Origin of the sequence: Chitinophaga sp. (assembly GCF_039596135.1) — a bacterium.
In the GTDB taxonomy this organism is placed as follows: domain Bacteria; phylum Bacteroidota; class Bacteroidia; order Chitinophagales; family Chitinophagaceae; genus Chitinophaga.
In genome coordinates this window covers 1-16,784 of record NZ_JBCNKH010000030.1, presented here as the reverse complement: position 1 = coordinate 16,784, position 16,784 = coordinate 1, and the positions used below count along the sequence as shown (strand labels likewise).

The 16,784-nt window shown below is 44.5% G+C and carries 14 protein-coding genes; 7 read left to right on the top strand and 7 right to left on the bottom strand.

Features of this window, described 5'->3' with window-relative positions; all coding sequences use genetic code 11:
* Positions 1-16: 16 nt before the first annotated feature.
* The 5 genes from ABDW16_RS17780 (at position 17) to ABDW16_RS17760 (ending at position 5,842) form a co-directional block, all read left to right on the top strand.
* Positions 17-385, top strand: a complete 369-nt coding sequence (locus tag ABDW16_RS17780) for a GtrA family protein (RefSeq protein ID WP_343671568.1) — start codon at positions 17-19, stop codon at positions 383-385.
* Positions 386-394: 9 nt separating this feature from the next.
* The gene (locus tag ABDW16_RS17775; protein WP_343671567.1) at positions 395-2,950 is read left to right on the top strand and encodes a DUF5686 family protein; all 2,556 of its coding nucleotides are present in this window, start codon (positions 395-397) and stop codon (positions 2,948-2,950) included.
* A 23-nt stretch (positions 2,951-2,973) separates the two neighbouring features.
* Positions 2,974-4,233 (top strand): DUF4833 domain-containing protein, encoded by a 1,260-nt coding sequence (locus tag ABDW16_RS17770; RefSeq protein WP_343671566.1) that lies wholly within the window; start codon positions 2,974-2,976, stop codon positions 4,231-4,233.
* Between the two features lie 95 nt (positions 4,234-4,328).
* The gene (locus tag ABDW16_RS17765) at positions 4,329-4,901 is read left to right on the top strand and encodes a sterol desaturase family protein (RefSeq protein ID WP_343671564.1); all 573 of its coding nucleotides are present in this window, start codon (positions 4,329-4,331) and stop codon (positions 4,899-4,901) included.
* 227 nt (positions 4,902-5,128) lie between these two features.
* Complete coding sequence (locus ABDW16_RS17760) at positions 5,129-5,842, top strand: phosphatase PAP2 family protein (protein ID WP_343671563.1); 714 nt, start codon at positions 5,129-5,131, stop codon at positions 5,840-5,842.
* Here ABDW16_RS17760 and ABDW16_RS17755 read toward each other — a convergent pair.
* From ABDW16_RS17755 to ABDW16_RS17725, 7 genes are all read right to left on the bottom strand, one after another.
* Positions 5,819-7,015 carry a tetratricopeptide repeat protein gene (locus tag ABDW16_RS17755; RefSeq protein ID WP_343671561.1) on the bottom strand — a complete coding sequence of 399 codons (1,197 nt, stop codon included), beginning with the start codon at positions 7,013-7,015 and terminating at the stop codon, positions 5,819-5,821. The genes ABDW16_RS17760 and ABDW16_RS17755 overlap by 24 nt on opposite strands.
* A 58-nt stretch (positions 7,016-7,073) precedes the next feature.
* Positions 7,074-9,266, bottom strand: a complete 2,193-nt coding sequence (locus tag ABDW16_RS17750; RefSeq protein ID WP_343671560.1) for a B12-binding domain-containing radical SAM protein — start codon at positions 9,264-9,266, stop codon at positions 7,074-7,076.
* Positions 9,267-9,333: 67 nt separating this feature from the next.
* Positions 9,334-10,248: a glycosyl hydrolase family 18 protein gene (locus ABDW16_RS17745; RefSeq protein WP_343671559.1), complete on the bottom strand. Its 915-nt coding sequence runs from the start codon at positions 10,246-10,248 to the stop codon at positions 9,334-9,336.
* A 133-nt stretch (positions 10,249-10,381) separates the two neighbouring features.
* Positions 10,382-11,743, bottom strand: a complete 1,362-nt coding sequence (locus ABDW16_RS17740; RefSeq protein WP_343671557.1) for a DNA/RNA non-specific endonuclease — start codon at positions 11,741-11,743, stop codon at positions 10,382-10,384.
* A 148-nt stretch (positions 11,744-11,891) separates the two neighbouring features.
* Complete coding sequence (locus ABDW16_RS17735; protein WP_343671556.1) at positions 11,892-12,197, bottom strand: hypothetical protein; 306 nt, start codon at positions 12,195-12,197, stop codon at positions 11,892-11,894.
* Positions 12,194-12,955, bottom strand: coding sequence for a sterol desaturase family protein (locus ABDW16_RS17730; RefSeq protein ID WP_343671554.1), 762 nt, complete (start codon positions 12,953-12,955; stop codon positions 12,194-12,196). Before ABDW16_RS17730 ends, ABDW16_RS17735 begins: the two co-directional genes overlap by 4 nt.
* A gap of 54 nt (positions 12,956-13,009) precedes the next feature.
* A complete protein-coding gene (locus ABDW16_RS17725) occupies positions 13,010-13,846 on the bottom strand; it encodes an SDR family oxidoreductase (RefSeq protein ID WP_343671553.1) in 837 nt (278 codons plus the stop codon).
* Between the two features lie 138 nt (positions 13,847-13,984).
* Here ABDW16_RS17725 and ABDW16_RS17720 point away from each other — a divergent pair, with 138 nt between their 5' ends.
* Positions 13,985-15,019: a serine hydrolase domain-containing protein gene (locus ABDW16_RS17720; RefSeq protein ID WP_343671552.1), complete on the top strand. Its 1,035-nt coding sequence runs from the start codon at positions 13,985-13,987 to the stop codon at positions 15,017-15,019.
* 38 nt (positions 15,020-15,057) lie between these two features.
* Positions 15,058-16,617 (top strand): tetratricopeptide repeat protein, encoded by a 1,560-nt coding sequence (locus ABDW16_RS17715; RefSeq protein ID WP_343671550.1) that lies wholly within the window; start codon positions 15,058-15,060, stop codon positions 16,615-16,617.
* The last annotated feature ends 167 nt before the right edge of the window (positions 16,618-16,784 follow it).

Here is a 16,784-nt window from a genome sequence, read left to right as displayed (position 1 = left end):
CATAATTGTAGACCTTATGCGATTTATTAAAGCACAAGCTTCGGCACTGGTAGCGACCGGAGTGCAATTTTCGGTATCCTTTTTACTATTGCATATATGGGAAGGATATGGTGTAGCTGCCAATGTGACAGGAGTGACCTGTGGCGGTATAACCAACTTTATGATCAACAGGAGGTGGGTATACCAAAAGGGAAACGACACATGGAACTGGCAAGCCATTAAATATATCATTGTCTGGTTCGGAAACCTGATAGTCAATACCGCCTGCTTTTGGGTATTGACAAATTATACCGCTATCGATCAGCGTGTGGCTGTGGTTATGGCATCGGTTATCACCGCCGTTGGGTATAACTATGGAATGCAAAAGCGGTTTGTTTTTAAATGATTTTGGTTAATGAATGGATGTAAAAATATAGTATCCGGAATTCTTTTATTGCTCGTCTCTGGCTTTAGTTCGGTATTCGCACAAACGACCACCACTGTTAAAGGGCTTATTACTGATAGCCGCACAGGGGCCCCTCTACCTTTTGTAAACGTTTTTATTCCTGGCACTTCCATCGGTACCGGTACTGATGCGGATGGAAAATACCAGTTAGACGTCTCCATTACCAGGGATAGCATTCGCTTTGCCTACATGGGATATAAGAGCATTACCCAGAAGATCCGTCCCGGGGTGGTTCAAACGATCAATGTTAAGCTGGAAAGTACTGCGAAGACCCTGAATGAATTTGTAGTTAAAAAGAAAAAAGAGCGTTATCGCAATAAAGATAACCCAGCTGTGGAGCTGATCCGCCTCGTAGTCGAGAACAGGGAAAAAAACCGTATGACGCATTATGACTATGCCCAATACAACCAGTACGAAAAACTGGAATTCGCGCTGAGTAACCTCTCTGAAAAGATTAGCAACGGTCGTCTGACCCGCAAGTATAAATTCATTTTTGAGAACCAGGATACCACCAAGTTCGCTGGCAAATCTATTCTGCCTATCTACCTGGAGGAAAAACTGGCCGATGTATACTATCGCCGGGATCCGGAGAAGAAGAAAACAATTGTGACTGGCGATAAAAAAGTGAGCTTTGAAGACTTTATTGATAACAGGGGCCTTAGCCAATACCTGAACCACATCTACCAGGATGTGGATATCTACGATAATCAGCTGATGTTGTTCACGAACCAGTTCCTGAGTCCGATTGCCAACACAGCACCTACTTTTTATAAATTCTATATCGCCGATACCATCGTAGCCCCGGACAGCACCAAGCTGGTTAAACTGGAGTTTTACCCCCGCAACAAGACAGACCTGCTGCTGGAAGGTGAACTGTTCATCACACTGGATGGTAACTACGCGGTACAGAAAGCAGATATGACTGCGAACAAAGAAATCAACCTGAACTGGGTAAGGGATTTCCACCTGTACTTTGATTTCGAGAAGACAGCTGATGGCCGCTACTTTACCAACAAACAAACGCTGATGGCGGACTTCGGTATCTTTAAAGGTAGCAGCGGTATCTATGGTGAGCGTACAGTATCTAAAAGGAATATGGTTATCAACCAGCCGAAGCCATCAGAATTCTACAACGGTTCTTCTGTGGTAGAAGATGAGAAAGCTGTGCAGAAAGGAGATGACTTCTGGGTGCAAAACAGGCACGATTCCCTGTCGGTTGCTGAATCCAAAGTGTATTCCAATATTGACAGTCTGCAACACATGAAATCGTTCAGGCGTACAGCTGACCTCCTTACGCTGCTGCTGGCAGGTTATAAGCAGGCAGGTCCGTATTTCGAAATAGGTCCGGTCAATACATTCTATAGCTTCAACCCGGTAGAAGGTTTCCGCCCCCGTTTTGGTGGCAGAACCACGCCAAGGTTAAGCAAAAGCCTGTATTTCGAATCATATGGTGCTTATGGTTTAAAGGATTATAAGTGGAAGTATTACTTCGGCGGTGCATATGCCTTTAACCATAAGTCTATTTACGACTGGCCGGTAGTGGCATTGAAAGCTAACTATCAGCACGAAACCAAGATTCCGGGTCAGGAATTGCAGTTCGTACAGGAAGATAACTTCCTGCTGTCATTCAAACGGGGTAACAACGATAAGTGGCTGTATAACAAAATCTTTAACCTGACCTTCATCCAGGAGTTTACCAACCACCTCAGCTACCAGGTAGGATTTAAACATTGGATACAGACACCTGCCGGTAGTCTGGCATACTATAAGGGATCAGAACCAAATACCCCGGTAACAAACCTGACTACGGCAGAGTTTAGCGGGGAACTGCGCTGGGCGCCAAATGAAAAATTCTACCAGGGTAAGAGTTTCCGTATTCCACTGCCGAACAAGTATCCGATCTTCACCCTCAGAGGCATTGCAGGGGTGAAAGGTATTGGGAATAGTGCGTACAATTACCAGAATGTAAGTCTGAATATTTATAAGATGTGTTACCTGGGGCAGTTGGGCTTTAGTGAAGTAGTGCTGGAAGGCAGTAATATCTTTGGCAGCCACCTGCCTTATCCATTACTGTCCATCCACAGGGCGAACCAGACCTATGCTTACCAGCTGGAAAGTTACAACCTCATGAACTTCCTGGAGTTTGTGAGTGATCACTATATAGGATTAAACATTGACCATAACTTTAATGGTTTTATCTTTAACAAAATTCCGCTGTTCAGGAAACTGAAATGGCGTGAAGTGCTCGCTGGAAAGATTTTGTATGGCGGCTTACGTACTGAAAACAGCCCTTCCGCCAATCCTGACCTGATTCAGTTTTCAAAGTATACTGATGGTTCCTCCTTTACATACACATTGGGTAGGGAGCCTTATATAGAAGGTAGTGTGGGCATTTCTAACATTTTTAAACTGATCCGCGTGGACCTGGTAAAAAGGTTTACTTACCTGAATAATCCAGGAGTAGCTAACTGGGGTATCAGAACACGTGTACGGTTCGATTTTTAACAGTAAGGTTAAAAAGTCTGAGTATGAAAAAGTCATTGAGAGACAAGTTGCAACAATTGATTTATCTGATTATCAATCCCATAGTAAAGGGGTTGATCAAAATAGGCTTTACGCCTAATACCGTGACCCTGGTTGGGTTTCTGCTGAACATAGGGGTGGTGATCATCTTTGTGACCGGCGTGGAAGAAGGTAACAGGGGTGACCTGTCGTATGTAGGTTGGGCTGGTGCGCTGACCCTCTTTGCGGGTCTTTTTGATATGCTGGATGGACAGGTAGCCAGACTGGGTAACATGGGTTCCCGGTTCGGCGCATTCTTCGATTCGGTGCTGGATAGGTATAGTGAGATGGTACTGTTCCTGGGTATCTGTTATTATCTGGTAGGGCATCATTATTTCCTGAGTTCACTGGCAGCATTTGTAGCGATGATTGGTTCTATGATGGTAAGCTATACCCGTGCAAGGGCTGAGGGCCTGGGCATAGAGTGTAAAGGTGGCCTGATGCAGCGTCCGGAGCGTATCGTAGTGATTTCTTTATCTGCGATTGCCTGTGGTGTGACAGCCCACTTCATCGGTGGCGATTATAAGCTGTTTGTACCTGGTATTCCTTTTCATATTTTTGAAACCATTTCTATCTTTACATTCCCGCTGTTTATCATGGCGGTGATGACAAACATTACTGCCATTGGCAGAATGCGTGATGCAAAGAAAGCGCTGGACAAACAGGACCAGGTGACAAGAGTAATCAGGGGTGCGGCAACTACCGTAAAGGTACTGCTGGTAGCAGCTGTAATATTGCCAGCCATGGCCTTCACTACCGGTGAACCGAACTTTCCGGTACCAAACGAACCAAGACAGTTATTTTATATTCAGCGTACGCCAAACAGCAATACGATTGTATACGACCTGAATGTAAAAGATGGTAAGCTGGATGCAGATGAACCGGTAAATGTTTACTGGATTCGCTATGCAGATGGGGGAGAAAAGAAACCACTGAATTTTATACAACGTAAATTTGCCTACGGAATTAAAGTAAAGGACCTGGGACAGGGGAAATATGAATTACATTCCGTAGCTTATACAAAAAAAGACCTGTACCTGATGAAACCTACCGGGCAATCCGATTACCATGTATATGCTAAAATCGGAAATTCCATGGCTGTGCTGGACCGTATTTACATAGAGATCGATGGTGGTACATTCTGGCATCCGAATGTATTGTACATAGAGCTGAAAGGGAAAGACATGGCTACAGGCAAAGAAGTAAAAGAACAGATCAAACCTTAAGCCAGTAAAAACACCACACATAATAGTTTAGAGTGATGAAAAAGCAATATGTTTCCAATTCAACGGAGTCGGTACCCATGTTTAAAAATGGGCTTATGGAGGCATTATCCAAGGTACATTTCAGTGTACCCCTGATCCTGTATATTCCTGTTATTTCATATGTATCTTATTACGGTCTGACCCATACAAATGCTGGTGTGCCGGTGTTCCTGCTGTCATTGTTAGGAGGTCTGTTTTTCTGGTCTTTGACGGAGTACGTGCTTCATAGATTTGTATTTCATTTTGTACCTAAATCCAAATGGGGCCTGAGGCTGCATTTTATATTTCATGGTGTGCATCATGATTATCCAAACGATGCGCTGCGACTGGTAATGCCACCATCCGTGAGCATTCCGCTGGCATTGGGTTTTTATTTCCTGTTTAAGGCAATCATACCTGTCAACTTCTTGTATGGTTTCTTTGCCGGGTTTATAATAGGATATCTGTTTTATGATATTTCCCATTATGCATTACATCATCTGAATTTCAAGAACGCTTTCTGGAAGAAGCTGAAGAAGCACCATATGAAACACCATTATCAAAATGCAGATAAAGGTTATGGTGTAAGTTCAGCAATATGGGATAAGGTGTTCGGATCAGATTTTCCTCAAAAAGAAGAACAGCTATAAGGAAAGTGGAGACTAACAATAAGACTCGATTTGGACGAAAAGATATCATATTTACTACACTTGCAAGTATAGCCTACCTGTTACTTTCTGCCCTCCTGGTTGGCTTCAAAACCGACCAGGTGTGGCTGATTGCCATTTTTAACGGCTGTTATTACGCCTCCTGGATCAGTCGTAGGTTCATTATAGGATTTTCCATTTTTTTAGTTTACTGGATTATATTCGACTATATGAAGGCCGCGCCGAACTACATGTTCTTCAAGGTGCATATAGCGGATATCTATGGGTTTGAGAAACATTGGTTTGGTATTCATGAAGGCGGGCAAATACTGACGCCTAATGAATACTGGCTCGCACATTCCCAGTCATGGATAGATGTGATGACAGGGATTTTTTACCTGTGCTGGGTGCCGGTGCCACTGATGTTTGCCGTGTATTTATTTTTTACCGACAGACTGGCGTTACTGCATTTTGCGGCTACTTTCTTCTTTGTAAACCTGTTGGGATTTGTGGTATATTATACCTTTCCTGCTGCACCGCCATGGTACGTGCAGTTGCATGGGTTTGAGTTTATACCCGGTACACCGGGCAATACAGCAGGGTTAGCACGCTTTGACGCGTACTTTCAGGTGAATATTTTCCATTCTTTATATAGCAAAGGTTCGAATGTATTTGCTGCTATGCCTTCTTTGCATTCTGCTTATCCACTGATCGTGCTGTATTATTCCAGGCACCATGTAAACCGTTTTTTCCAGGTTATTTTTGCAACCGTAACGGTGGGTATCTGGTTTGCCGCAGTCTACCTGAGTCACCACTATATAGTGGATGTACTGGCAGGGATTACGACAGCTGCTGTGGGGATTTTCATTTACAGGAAGTTCCTGATGAAGGCATCTTTTTATGATAGGGGCATACAGTGGTTATACAGTTTCGTACGCGGGTAATTTGCGGAGCAACTCATCTACTTCATTACCATATTTACGGTTAAAATAATAGCGCTTGGCTGTGAGGAGCATGTCTCTGGCAGCAGCAATATTCTTTTGTTTCGTGTATAGGATACCCAGGTTCCTGTAGGCGTATGCATTGCCTTTATTGTATTGTAAAGACCTGTACATCAGCTCTTCTGCCTGTACCGGGTGGCCGAGGCGCATGAGCACATAACCCTTATTGTTATAGGCAAAAGCACATGTTTCATCATAGGCGATGGCCTGATCGAAATAAGAAATTGCCTCTACAAAGAGCTGCATATGAATGCAGGTAAACCCAAGACTATTGAGCAGTTCAGACGATCCCGGATTAAGAGAAAGGGCGTAGTTATAAAGCTGCAGGGCGCGATGATGGTTCCCCATCTCACTGTAACAGTGCGCTACTTCGGCAATAACGCCGGTATGGGCGCTGTGTTTCTCCAATACCTTTTCATAGTAGGGAAGTGCCTGTACAAAGTTGCGCTCTGCCCTGTACGACACGCCTGTGAGCCAGAGCGTGTTTACATGTTCAGGATCTATATGCAGAATGTGCTGACAAAGGGCACGGCACTTTTTGCCTTCATTATATTGCAGGCAGGATTGTGCCTCCCTGAAGTATTTTTCGATGATTTGTTTTTTCTTTTTAGCGCCATACAGCCAGTGGAGAAATGGGTAATACCTGGTGGTAAATGGCAGTTTAATGCTGGGCGTGTGCAGCGGAATGTCTTGCTGGATATTCCTTTCCGCCTTCAGTATGTCTATATACGAGGCATAAACAATGCCTAAGGATTGCAGCTTATATTGACAACGGTTTTCTATAGTTAAGATAGAAAGAATAATGTGCTGTGGGTTTAAATGCTTGTCTCCCAACCTTTTCTGGTAGAAGACGGCGTTTTCCAGCATTCTTTCGGCTTCTGCAGTGAGGGGCAGGGTATCCTTATGAGGTTTCTCCTCACCTTTTTCCCATGAAAGCGCCTTGAGCCAGAAGATCATTTTTTCGCGATCGGGGGTGTCGATAGCAATATCGCTGGTGCAGGTTTCGAGTATACCTAATAGGAGCAATTGACTATCAATGTAATAGAGATTCCGTTCCAGGGAAAACTTCCTGGCATAGGCAAACACAGCTGATAATTCATAGGACGGCGCAAGCATTCATTCAACTTTGAGTACATATCAAATTTAAAATAAATGAGGCATATTAAGAACCGCTTTATAATTGCAGTAAACCGTACTTATATAAGGTATTGATTGGCTTATTGTCCCAGAATAATTCAAAATCTTCCAGCCCGGCAGCGGTATAATGGTCCATTACTTCTTTCAGCGTATAGGTCTTGCTGTGCCGTACAGATAATTGTTCCAGCATACCCGCCAGCCATTTTCCCTTATCGGGTTCAACGCTGATGGTATGTTTTTCCTTTTTACCCTGGAATGTAAGGAGGGCTACTTCCCACGTAGCACCTTTCTTGGATTTAGTCATGGTTTCTACAGACGGTGTTCTGCCCAGCCATACTACTTTTGCAGTAGGTTTGGCAGATGCCAGTTCGCTTTCTTCCAGGGCTTTCACAATGTAGTCAGGTGCTACTTTCGTTTTGGGTACTTTAAACTCAAACCACTTCTGCAATGGATCATTCAGGCAGATACCATGCATATAGTTCAGCAGTGATTTCTTCAATCCATAGCTGAAGGTTTCGTGCTCAGCACCGGTATCGTCAATGTGGATGATATCATTATTGGCAAATGTGCCAATAATATCACTCTCTTTTTTTACGCTGAATTTCTCCGGTTCCAGTCCTACCGGGCTATGTGCCGTCATGGTAAACTGGTGCCAGAAAGCAGATTGTAATATACCTGCCTGGAACATCTGGCGCACCATTTCAAGCGAGTCGATGGTTTCCTGTGCGGTTTGGGTAGGAAAGCCGTACATAAGGTAAGCATGAACCATGACCCCGGCTTCTGTAAAGTGTTTATTCACCTGTGCTACCTGTGCTACGGTGATCCCTTTCTGAATAAGTGCCAGCAGTCTGTCAGAAGCTACCTCCAACCCTCCGGATACTGCAATCAAACCGCTCTCTTTCAGCAATTGACAAAGATCCCGGGTGAAGCTCTTTTCAAAGCGGATATTCGTCCACCAGCTTACATTCAGTTTCCTTTTGATGATCTCCAGTGCCAATGCACGCATTAGCGCAGGTGGCGCCGCTTCATCGACGAAGTGGAAACCGTTCTGACCTGTCTGGGCAATGATCTCTTCCATTCTGTCACAAAGCAATGCTGCCGCAATGGGTTCATACACACGAATGTAATCGAGCGAGATATCGCAAAAAGTACACTTACCCCAATAGCAGCCATGTGCCATAGTAAGCTTGTTCCAGCGGCCATCGCTCCACATGCGGTGCATGGGATTGACAACTTCGATGGCAGAGATATATTGATCTAACAGGAAGTCACTGTAATCCGGCGTGCCTACCTGTGATTGTTTATAATCTTTACAATTGGTGTTGTTGATATAAGTGACCTTATCATCTACAAGGGTGAAGGTACGCTTCAGGTCAGCAGTTGGAGTACCATTGATATGCGCAATGAGTTGTTCGATCGGCGCTTCCCCATCGTCCAGTGAAACGAAGTCATAGAATTCAAATACCCTCGGATCGGTGAGGGAACGCAGCTCGGTATTCGCAAAGCCGCCACCCATAGCTACTTTCACCTGTGGATAATGTTTCTTTATCCACTGCCCGCAGCGGAGGCTGGTGTACAGATTGCCGGGGAATGGAACAGAAATAGCTACCAGTTGTGGTTGTTCCCTTTCCATGTGTTTGCTGAGGATGTCGATCAGGATGTGGTCGACGTAGGTAAATTCCTGCTGAAGCGCGGTGTAGAGCTCGTCGAAGCTATTGGCTGACCGGCCCAGTTTTTCGGCATAGCGGCTAAAGCCGAAGTGCTCATCCACGCATTCCATGATGAGGTCGGAGAGGTCTTCCAGGTACAAGGTAGCCAGGTGTTTGGCTTTGTCCTGGTTACCCATGGAGCCAAATGCCCAGTCAAGGTCTTCAAGTTGGGCAAAGCGGCTGGCTTCAGGGAGGAAATCCCTTTTACACACACGATGGGCGAGGGTAGGATTCTTCCCTTGCAGAAAAGCGATCACCTCATCAATCGTTGCGATATAGTCGTCCTGTAATGCAATGATGCGGCTGATATTTTCTGAATGAGGAATTGCCAGCTGGTTGATATGCGCAAAAAGATTTTCCAGACCTCGTTTGGAAAACAAGGCCACGGTCACTTCTATGCCAAGGTCAGCCTGAAAGGAGGAGATCCCCTTTGTATTTAAGAAACCTTTCAGGTAAGCTGTAGCCGGATAAGGCGTATTCAGCTGTGTGAAGGGTGGTGTAATCAGAAAAACAGCACTCATTTGAGTGCGAAATTAGGGAAACCGGGGGAAAAAACGCTGCTACAGGCAGGTAGCAGCGTTTGAAGCCTTATTGCAGGGCTCTGAAAATCGTATTGGTATAAGAGGAATCTACATTTCCTGCAAACACCATGATGCCTGCTTTATTGCCGGAAGAAGGCAACCATTGCGCTGCTGCTACCGCATTGCTCAATGAATTGTAAGATTTAGTGACCCCAATCATGGTTTTGGAACTGCCAATCACATTTGCCCAGCGGTTAAAACGGGTGGTATTGTTTTGGAAGTATCCCATATCTTCTACAAAATTCAGGTATCTGGCTACAGATGTATCCTGGCCAATGGCATACCCTGCGGTAGCGGTGCTGTAAATAGCTGCTGTATATACCGTAGTGGTACTATTAGAGGACAAGGGGCCAAAGTATTTGCCAAATTCCTTTACGAGGTTTTTGAAATTGGTATTGGCAGCTGTACTACCCATATGCTCTACATCCAGTGCAATACCATCCAGGTGCAGAGAGTCAAGTACCATAGTTTTTACGAAAGCGGCAAACTGTGTGTAAGTCAACCCTGTACCATTGTAGGTAGTAAATGGCGTAGTGGTATTCCAGGAGTTTGCATCATCGATATTGTACAGCACTTTTACGCCTCTGGCTTGCAGAACATGTACGTGATCCATGATTGATTTGTAGGAATGATAATTAGGGTTCACTGTGAGAATGTAACTACTGCTACTTCCATAATGTGTAGAATCGGCTATTTCATAAGGAGTGCCTTCAAAGAGTACGACTACATTCGCTTCGTTAGCGAAGTTCGTTAATGGGAGCAGGTTAGGCGTAGCATCGTATGCGTAGTATGCTACTTTAAAGTGTGTGGGCAATGCGGGTGGTGTGGCAGCTTCGGTGTCTGGAGTTGTTAAAGGTTGTGCGTCTTTCTTACAGGCTACAACAACGACCGCTAGTGCTACTGCGTACAGTAAATTTTTCATAAATAGATGTGATTTGGGTTTGTAACGTGGTGTGCTGTGCGATAGCAAGGTAGGGGATTCTCCCTATAAAAATTTCAGAGAACTAGATAGGACAAAAAATAAAGCCCGCACAAAAGCGGGCTTTATCAAAAAATTACTGGTTATCAACCTGGGCTTCAATGGTCGACTGTATTGTGGTAGATACAGCAGACAGCAGATCGTAGCCGGTAGCAGATTCAATGGCATCTACGCTGGTACGGTAGCTCTTCCAGTCACTGCCAATAGAGTTGTTATTGGGTGTATTGATCGCAATCACCCTGGTAGAGGTGGTAATACGACTCAGATCACTGTTGCCATTAGAAAGTACCACCACTACTTTCCAGATATTGCTTGGTACAGTTACATTGCCACCATCGATCGTGGAGGCAGCGCCGTTACTACCTGTGCCGCCTGTACCATAGCTACCCATGATGATGTAGCACTCATTGCCTGCGCTCACAAGGGTTCTGATATAAGATTCAAAACCTTCCCAGGTCACCTGGTTATTATTAGGCGCCTGTGGAATCATGTTCGTCATCAGGAAGGTAGAAGAATTGGCGGTGGTAGACGATGTTCTGTCACCGGAAGGGCAGTTGTGACCACGGTCAAAACCACTGCCGGAATAGCTGGTAGCACCTACCTGGTACCAGCCGGAAGGCAATGCAGTGTTGGCACGATAATCATCCTGGCGGGAAGCGCTGCCAATGTCAGCACTGTTCAGGTGCCAGCTTACCCAGTTAGGCGTACCTCTTACACTGTTGTAAGATTCGATGTAATAAGTAGCATCGTACAGGTAGTTGGTCGTGTACACAGAGCTGGCTACAGCACCGCTTGGGTTACCTAACAGCAGGTGACTGTTGTCGCCGGTAGTGCCGCCTGTGCCGCCGCCGGTTGAAGAACCGGTAGTCACCACCACATCATCGATGTTGATCCTGTTGGTACCACCAGATACTTTACGGATAGAGAGACGGTAGCTACCAGTTACGCTTACGGTGAAGGTAGCAGTAGACAGGGTAGTGGACGAACTGGTAACAGTGCTGCCTACCTGTGAGTAAGAGCTGCCACTGTTGGTAGAAATCCAGAGCTGCCATGTACTGCTGCCATCAGAGCCGAATACAGCATGGGCAATGGTGATAGTAGTAGCGCCCCCGGTCGCATCGAAATTCATATCGAGGGAACCGGTGTTGCGGATACGAACGGACTGGGAACCGTTCTTTGCGTCAGTAGACAGTGTGCCAATGAGGGCATCGTTGAGGCTCCAGCTACCACTGCTGAGCGTAACGTTACCTGCTGCATAGGCGGCTTTAGTGCCGGACTCGAAAGATTCGCTTAAGGTCGTGGTGGTAGCTGCGGTTGTTGCTGCTACGGTTTTGTCCTTGTTCGCGATGGGAGTGAGGTCTTGCTCTTTTTGACAGGATGCGACGATAAGTGCTGCTGCTATAATATATAGCAGGCGAGACGACAGATTAGTTTTCATTCGTAGGGTTTTTATGAGGGTTTTACGAAACTGGAAATTTACGGTATTTAGAGGGGCGGAGGTATGGAAGAAAGGGTTATTATTTTGTTACTAAAAAAATATACTAATAAAAGGGGGGATGTGATGGGCATCCCCTCCTTGCGGGTTATCAATGATTTCTTCTGTTATTCCTGTTTTGCTGCACGGTAGCTGCACGGTTATTCCTGTTGTTTATACGGTCAGCCTGCCTGTTGGCACTATTGGCCGTTGCTGTTTGTTTTGCTTCTTCTTTTGTCACAACATTATCGGCAGTGGCGGCCTGTCTGTTGGCAGCATTTGTCGTACGGGTAGATTGTCTGTTATTTGCATTCTGTGTAGCAGTCGCCTGGCGATTTGCGCTGTTCGTTTGCGGCACAGTCTGTGCCATGGCAAATGAACTGATGCACATAGATAATAGAATGAAGATTTTTTTCATGGTTTTAATTTATTGCTGAATAAAGAAATGAAGCCGTAAAAGACCAGTACAAAAGGATTCTTACTGATATATCCCGTAGTCAGTCCATATTGTGCCTTCTCCGTTTCCGGCTGATATGTATGAAAGATCCTGTCCCATATCATGAATACACCTCCAAAATTTTTATCTATGTATTGGGGATTGGCACCATGGTGTACCCGGTGGGCAGAAGGCGTATCCAGTATGCCTTCTATGGGACCCAGTTTACCCACAGCTTCTGTGTGCAGAAAGAACTGGTACAATAGATTCAATACATAGGAAAGGACAATAAAATCGGGCGGTAATCCTATCAATGCCGCCGGTACAAAGAATACAGGACTGATTAATGCGCTGAACCAGTTTAGCCTGTAAGCCGCTGTGAGGTTCATCAATGGCGAGGAATGATGAATCAGATGAAAGGCCCATAAGGGTGCCCAGTGATGCGATGCCCGGTGAAACCAGTAATATAAAAAGTCAGCGACAATGAAAGTGAGGATAAAAATGTACCAGGTATGTGGCAAATGAAATGGTGTAATGTCTGTTACAATGTTCAGTATCCATAACTGATAACCTGCAAATAATAACTTGGATAAATGAAACCCTGCCAGTATTAATATATTGGTAATCGTTTCATCCAGCTGGTAGACTTTTTTATCTTTCTTCCAGCTCCATATGATTTCTGCAATAATCAATATTGTCAGAAATATCAATATGCTGCCTCTGTAATGTCCTGTATGCATGGTGTAAAGGTCATGCATACAGACAAAACAGTGGGGGAACTTCCGGGTGAAGTGTCAAAAAAAGGAGGCGAAATCGCTGGCAAAAGCACCAAAATTGCGGGCAGGTCGTCCAGTCAGGTCATACACTACATTACTCACAATCGCTGCCTCTCCTTTTGCATAATGTGCATAATCTTCCAGCAATCCATCTGCCTGCCATTCAGGAAAGCCAGCCTGTATTAATGCGGGGCGCATAGCAGCAGCAGGTGCGTCTACAAATGAAATTTTCTTACCTGTTGCTTCAGATAAATATTGCGCAATCTGTGCATGTGTAATTGCTTCCGGTCCTGTCAGGTCATAGATCTTATTTTCATGGCCAGGTTGTGACAATGCAATTGCCGCTACAGCTGCAATGTCCCTGATATCCACCAGGCTCACCTTCGCTTCTCCAATGGTCGCATAAAACTGGTGCGTATGTTTGATTAAATCAGCAAATCCTAATAACCCCTGCATGAATAAGTTCGGTCTTAAAACAGTATAGGCTATACCAGATTGAATAATCTTTTCTTCGATAACAGCGTGATAACGCAGGAAACGAACGGGAGCGTTTTTTTCTGCTGCAAACTGGGAGAGTTTTACTATGTGCTGTACCCCCGCTTCAACGGCAGCATCTACGAAATTACTTTGTAATTGTTCTGCTTCTTCAGATGAGTTGGTGAGTAAAAACGCCTTTTTTATTCCCTGCAATACTTTTGCCAGGCTGTCTTTATTACCCATATCTCCAATGACAGTTTCAGCCCCTTCAATGGTTTTGGGAGATCTTACCAATGCACGAAATGCAATACCTTGTGCAGCCAGTTGTTTTGCGAGTTCAGTACCGATGTTGCCGGTAGCGCCTGTAATCAGAATCATATTGTTTGTATTTTTATGACTCAAAATTCTAACTTTCCCAGGAGGCGGTATTGTAAGAAAACGAAATTTCAGGGTGGAATTTAACAGCTTCACGGGGAATAATAATAGCTGATGGCGCTGATCATGTACCTTCGATATATGAGCAAAATACTAATCACGATACTCTGCCTGTACAGCACAATCGTCTGTGGGCAGCAATACGATTTCTCCGCTGTCGACAAGTTTATCGAAGCGCATGCAGGTGCCTATGATGATGGTATAGCGGTGATGGTCTCTCAAAATGGAAAGGTTATTTATAAAAAAGAACTGGGCCTGCGCGTAGATGATAAACGGCTCATCGCTTCCTGTTCCAAATGGTTATCAGGTGCAGTAATCATGTCATTAGTCGACGAAGGGAAACTATCTCTGGCAGATACCATCGGCAAATACCTGCCCATCTTTACGACATATCACAAAGGCAATATCACCATTCGCCAGCTCTTCTCACATACTTCTGGTTTCCCCGGCAATGGACCTCAGCATTATGAAGCCAGCCGTTTTATGACACTCAGTTCAGCGGTCGATTCCATCGCAGCATATACCGATATGATCAATGCCCCTGGTGCAAAATTTAATTATGGTGGTGTAAGTATGCAGATCGCTGGTAGAATTGCGGAAGTGGTATCTGGCAAATCCTGGCAGGCACTCTTCAATGAGAAAATAGGAAGACCCTGTGATATGAATGCTAATTATATTATTATGAGCTTTCGTAATCCCATGATTGCGGGAGGTGTCAGAACATCTGCTACCGACTATATGCACTTTTTGGAAATGATTGTGAACAAAGGTGTCTATAATAATAAGCGCGTCTTAAGCGAAACTGCCATCGCTGCCATGCTGCTGGACCAAACGAATGGTGCAGAAATAGAAAACACGCCTTATCCCAGAAATCCTTTTTCTCCCACGCCTGATAAACCAGTTCGCTACGGCATAGGCAATTGGATTGATGTGGTCAGCCCTGATGGAAAAGTCCTGGAAACAAGCAGCCCCGGTGCTTTTGGTACACATCCCTGGCAGGACGAAGTCCATCATGTCGCTGGCATCATCTTTACAAGAACGGAACTGAAAAAGAGCGCCCTTGTAAGTTTAGAGATCCGCAAAATGATCAGAGATGTCCTGGATGGGAAGCCTTAACAATTTCTTAATATTAAAGGTGTTTCTTTGCCATCAGTATGCGTATTTTCTTATTGTGCTTATTATTGGCAGTGAACAGTGCATTTGCACAGGACGTAGATCAATCGGAACAGACTACGCTGGAATTTCCCGATTCCGCCTTTTTGAAATTGAAAGAAGTTTATAGTAAATCTGTTGAGGAGAAAGATCATGTCACCACAGGCGTGTCTCTTCAAAAGATGGGTAATATCTGTTATTACCTGGGCAATTATCCCCAGGCTTTGGAATATCATCTCAAAGCCGACAAGATTTTTCGTGAACAAAACCGGAAAGACCTGCTTGCTGCCAACCTGAATGATATGGGCATCTTATATTATTATAACAGGCAGATTCCCATTGCCCGAAAGCAGTATGATGAAGCCCTTTCTATATATAAACAATCCGGAGATGGTGAGGGCCTTGCCGTGACTTATGGAAAAATAGGGCACTTATATGAAAAAAGCGCCAAGTATGACAGTGCTTTTGCCTACCAGCGCATGGCTTTGTTGCAATACAGCAAACTTGCAAAGAAACAGGGGATGGCCAAGATTTATGAGAACATTGGTAGCATTTACGAAGACCTTTCTCATTTCGACTCTGCATATTATTATTATAGTCATGCCTATGATCTGTATGAACAGGAGCATGAAAGTGTAGCCAGTATAGAAGTGCTCAATAACCTCGGAGACATTTTCCGCAAGACCGGCCGGTACAGTGATGCCGCCATTCGTACGCGCCAGGCACTATTGCTGGCAGAAAAGACCAATGATCTCTATGAAAAGGGAGCAGCCTATAGAGATCTAGGCAAGACATATGCCCTCATGCAGCAAAAAGACAGCGCTTATTTATACGCAGAACTCTCCCGCAAAGCCACTATCGATATATACTCCCTCGAAAATAACAGGCAGACCGCTTTTCTCAGTGTTTTATTTGATATTAATAAAAAAGACGCTGAGATCATTGGCCTGGAACATACCAGGGATATCCACATTATTGTCACCATTGCGACCATCGTTGTTATTATATTATTATTGGTATTGGGTCGCGTAATTCTGAGCCGCCAGCGGTTAATGCATGCCACACAGCAGGCACTGATGCGGACGGAACTGGAAAATAAAGATCTGCAGGAAGATAAATTAAGACAGGAACTGGAAATAAAGGGAAAAGAACTGGCTTCCAATACCCTCCATATGATCCAGAAGAACCAGTTATTGGAAGAACTGAAGGGGAAACTGGAGGTGATGGCTAAAGATGACAAACGGGATCAGAAGAAACAAATCCAGCAGGTGCTTCAACAGATTAATGTCAGTTTTAACCACGATGAGTATTGGAATGAATTCAGGGATGTATTTGAACAGATTCACCAGGATTTCTTTGCCAATCTTCGTAAGAAAAAAGAAGATCTTAGTTATAATGATGTACGGTTGGCTGCACTCATAAAACTCAATATGAACTCAAAAGATATGGCCACTTTGTTGGCAATTTCCCAGGATAGTTTGAGAGTATCCCGTTATAGGTTGCGGAAAAAGTTAGGCTTGGATGAGGGGGAAAGCTTATCGGCATTTATTCATTCGCTATAAATTCCCTTTAATTTGACTTCAAAAAACATCTTTTGCCTCTCCGCATTCATCCATCCCTCCTCACCAAAAAAGATAAAAACATCTTTTGCCTCTCCGCATTCATCCATCCCCCCTCACCAAAAAAGATAAAAACATCTTTTGCCTCTCCGCATTCATCCATCCCCCCT

What these genes read in the sequence shown, in the direction of transcription:
- ABDW16_RS17780 (WP_343671568.1), top strand. Translation starts at nt 17, where the DNA reads ATGCGATTTATTAAAGCACAAGCTTCGGCACTGGTAGCGACCGGAGTG.
- ABDW16_RS17775 (WP_343671567.1), top strand. Translation starts at nt 395, where the DNA reads ATGAATGGATGTAAAAATATAGTATCCGGAATTCTTTTATTGCTCGTC.
- ABDW16_RS17770 (WP_343671566.1), top strand. Translation starts at nt 2,974, where the DNA reads ATGAAAAAGTCATTGAGAGACAAGTTGCAACAATTGATTTATCTGATT.
- ABDW16_RS17765 (WP_343671564.1), top strand. Translation starts at nt 4,329, where the DNA reads ATGGAGGCATTATCCAAGGTACATTTCAGTGTACCCCTGATCCTGTAT.
- ABDW16_RS17760 (WP_343671563.1), top strand. Translation starts at nt 5,129, where the DNA reads ATGAAGGCCGCGCCGAACTACATGTTCTTCAAGGTGCATATAGCGGAT.
- ABDW16_RS17755 (WP_343671561.1), bottom strand. Translation starts at nt 7,015, where the DNA reads ATGCTTGCGCCGTCCTATGAATTATCAGCTGTGTTTGCCTATGCCAGG.
- ABDW16_RS17750 (WP_343671560.1), bottom strand. Translation starts at nt 9,266, where the DNA reads ATGAGTGCTGTTTTTCTGATTACACCACCCTTCACACAGCTGAATACG.
- ABDW16_RS17745 (WP_343671559.1), bottom strand. Translation starts at nt 10,248, where the DNA reads ATGAAAAATTTACTGTACGCAGTAGCACTAGCGGTCGTTGTTGTAGCC.
- ABDW16_RS17740 (WP_343671557.1), bottom strand. Translation starts at nt 11,743, where the DNA reads ATGAAAACTAATCTGTCGTCTCGCCTGCTATATATTATAGCAGCAGCA.
- ABDW16_RS17735 (WP_343671556.1), bottom strand. Translation starts at nt 12,197, where the DNA reads ATGAAAAAAATCTTCATTCTATTATCTATGTGCATCAGTTCATTTGCC.
- ABDW16_RS17730 (WP_343671554.1), bottom strand. Translation starts at nt 12,955, where the DNA reads ATGCATACAGGACATTACAGAGGCAGCATATTGATATTTCTGACAATA.
- ABDW16_RS17725 (WP_343671553.1), bottom strand. Translation starts at nt 13,846, where the DNA reads ATGATTCTGATTACAGGCGCTACCGGCAACATCGGTACTGAACTCGCA.
- ABDW16_RS17720 (WP_343671552.1), top strand. Translation starts at nt 13,985, where the DNA reads ATGAGCAAAATACTAATCACGATACTCTGCCTGTACAGCACAATCGTC.
- ABDW16_RS17715 (WP_343671550.1), top strand. Translation starts at nt 15,058, where the DNA reads ATGCGTATTTTCTTATTGTGCTTATTATTGGCAGTGAACAGTGCATTT.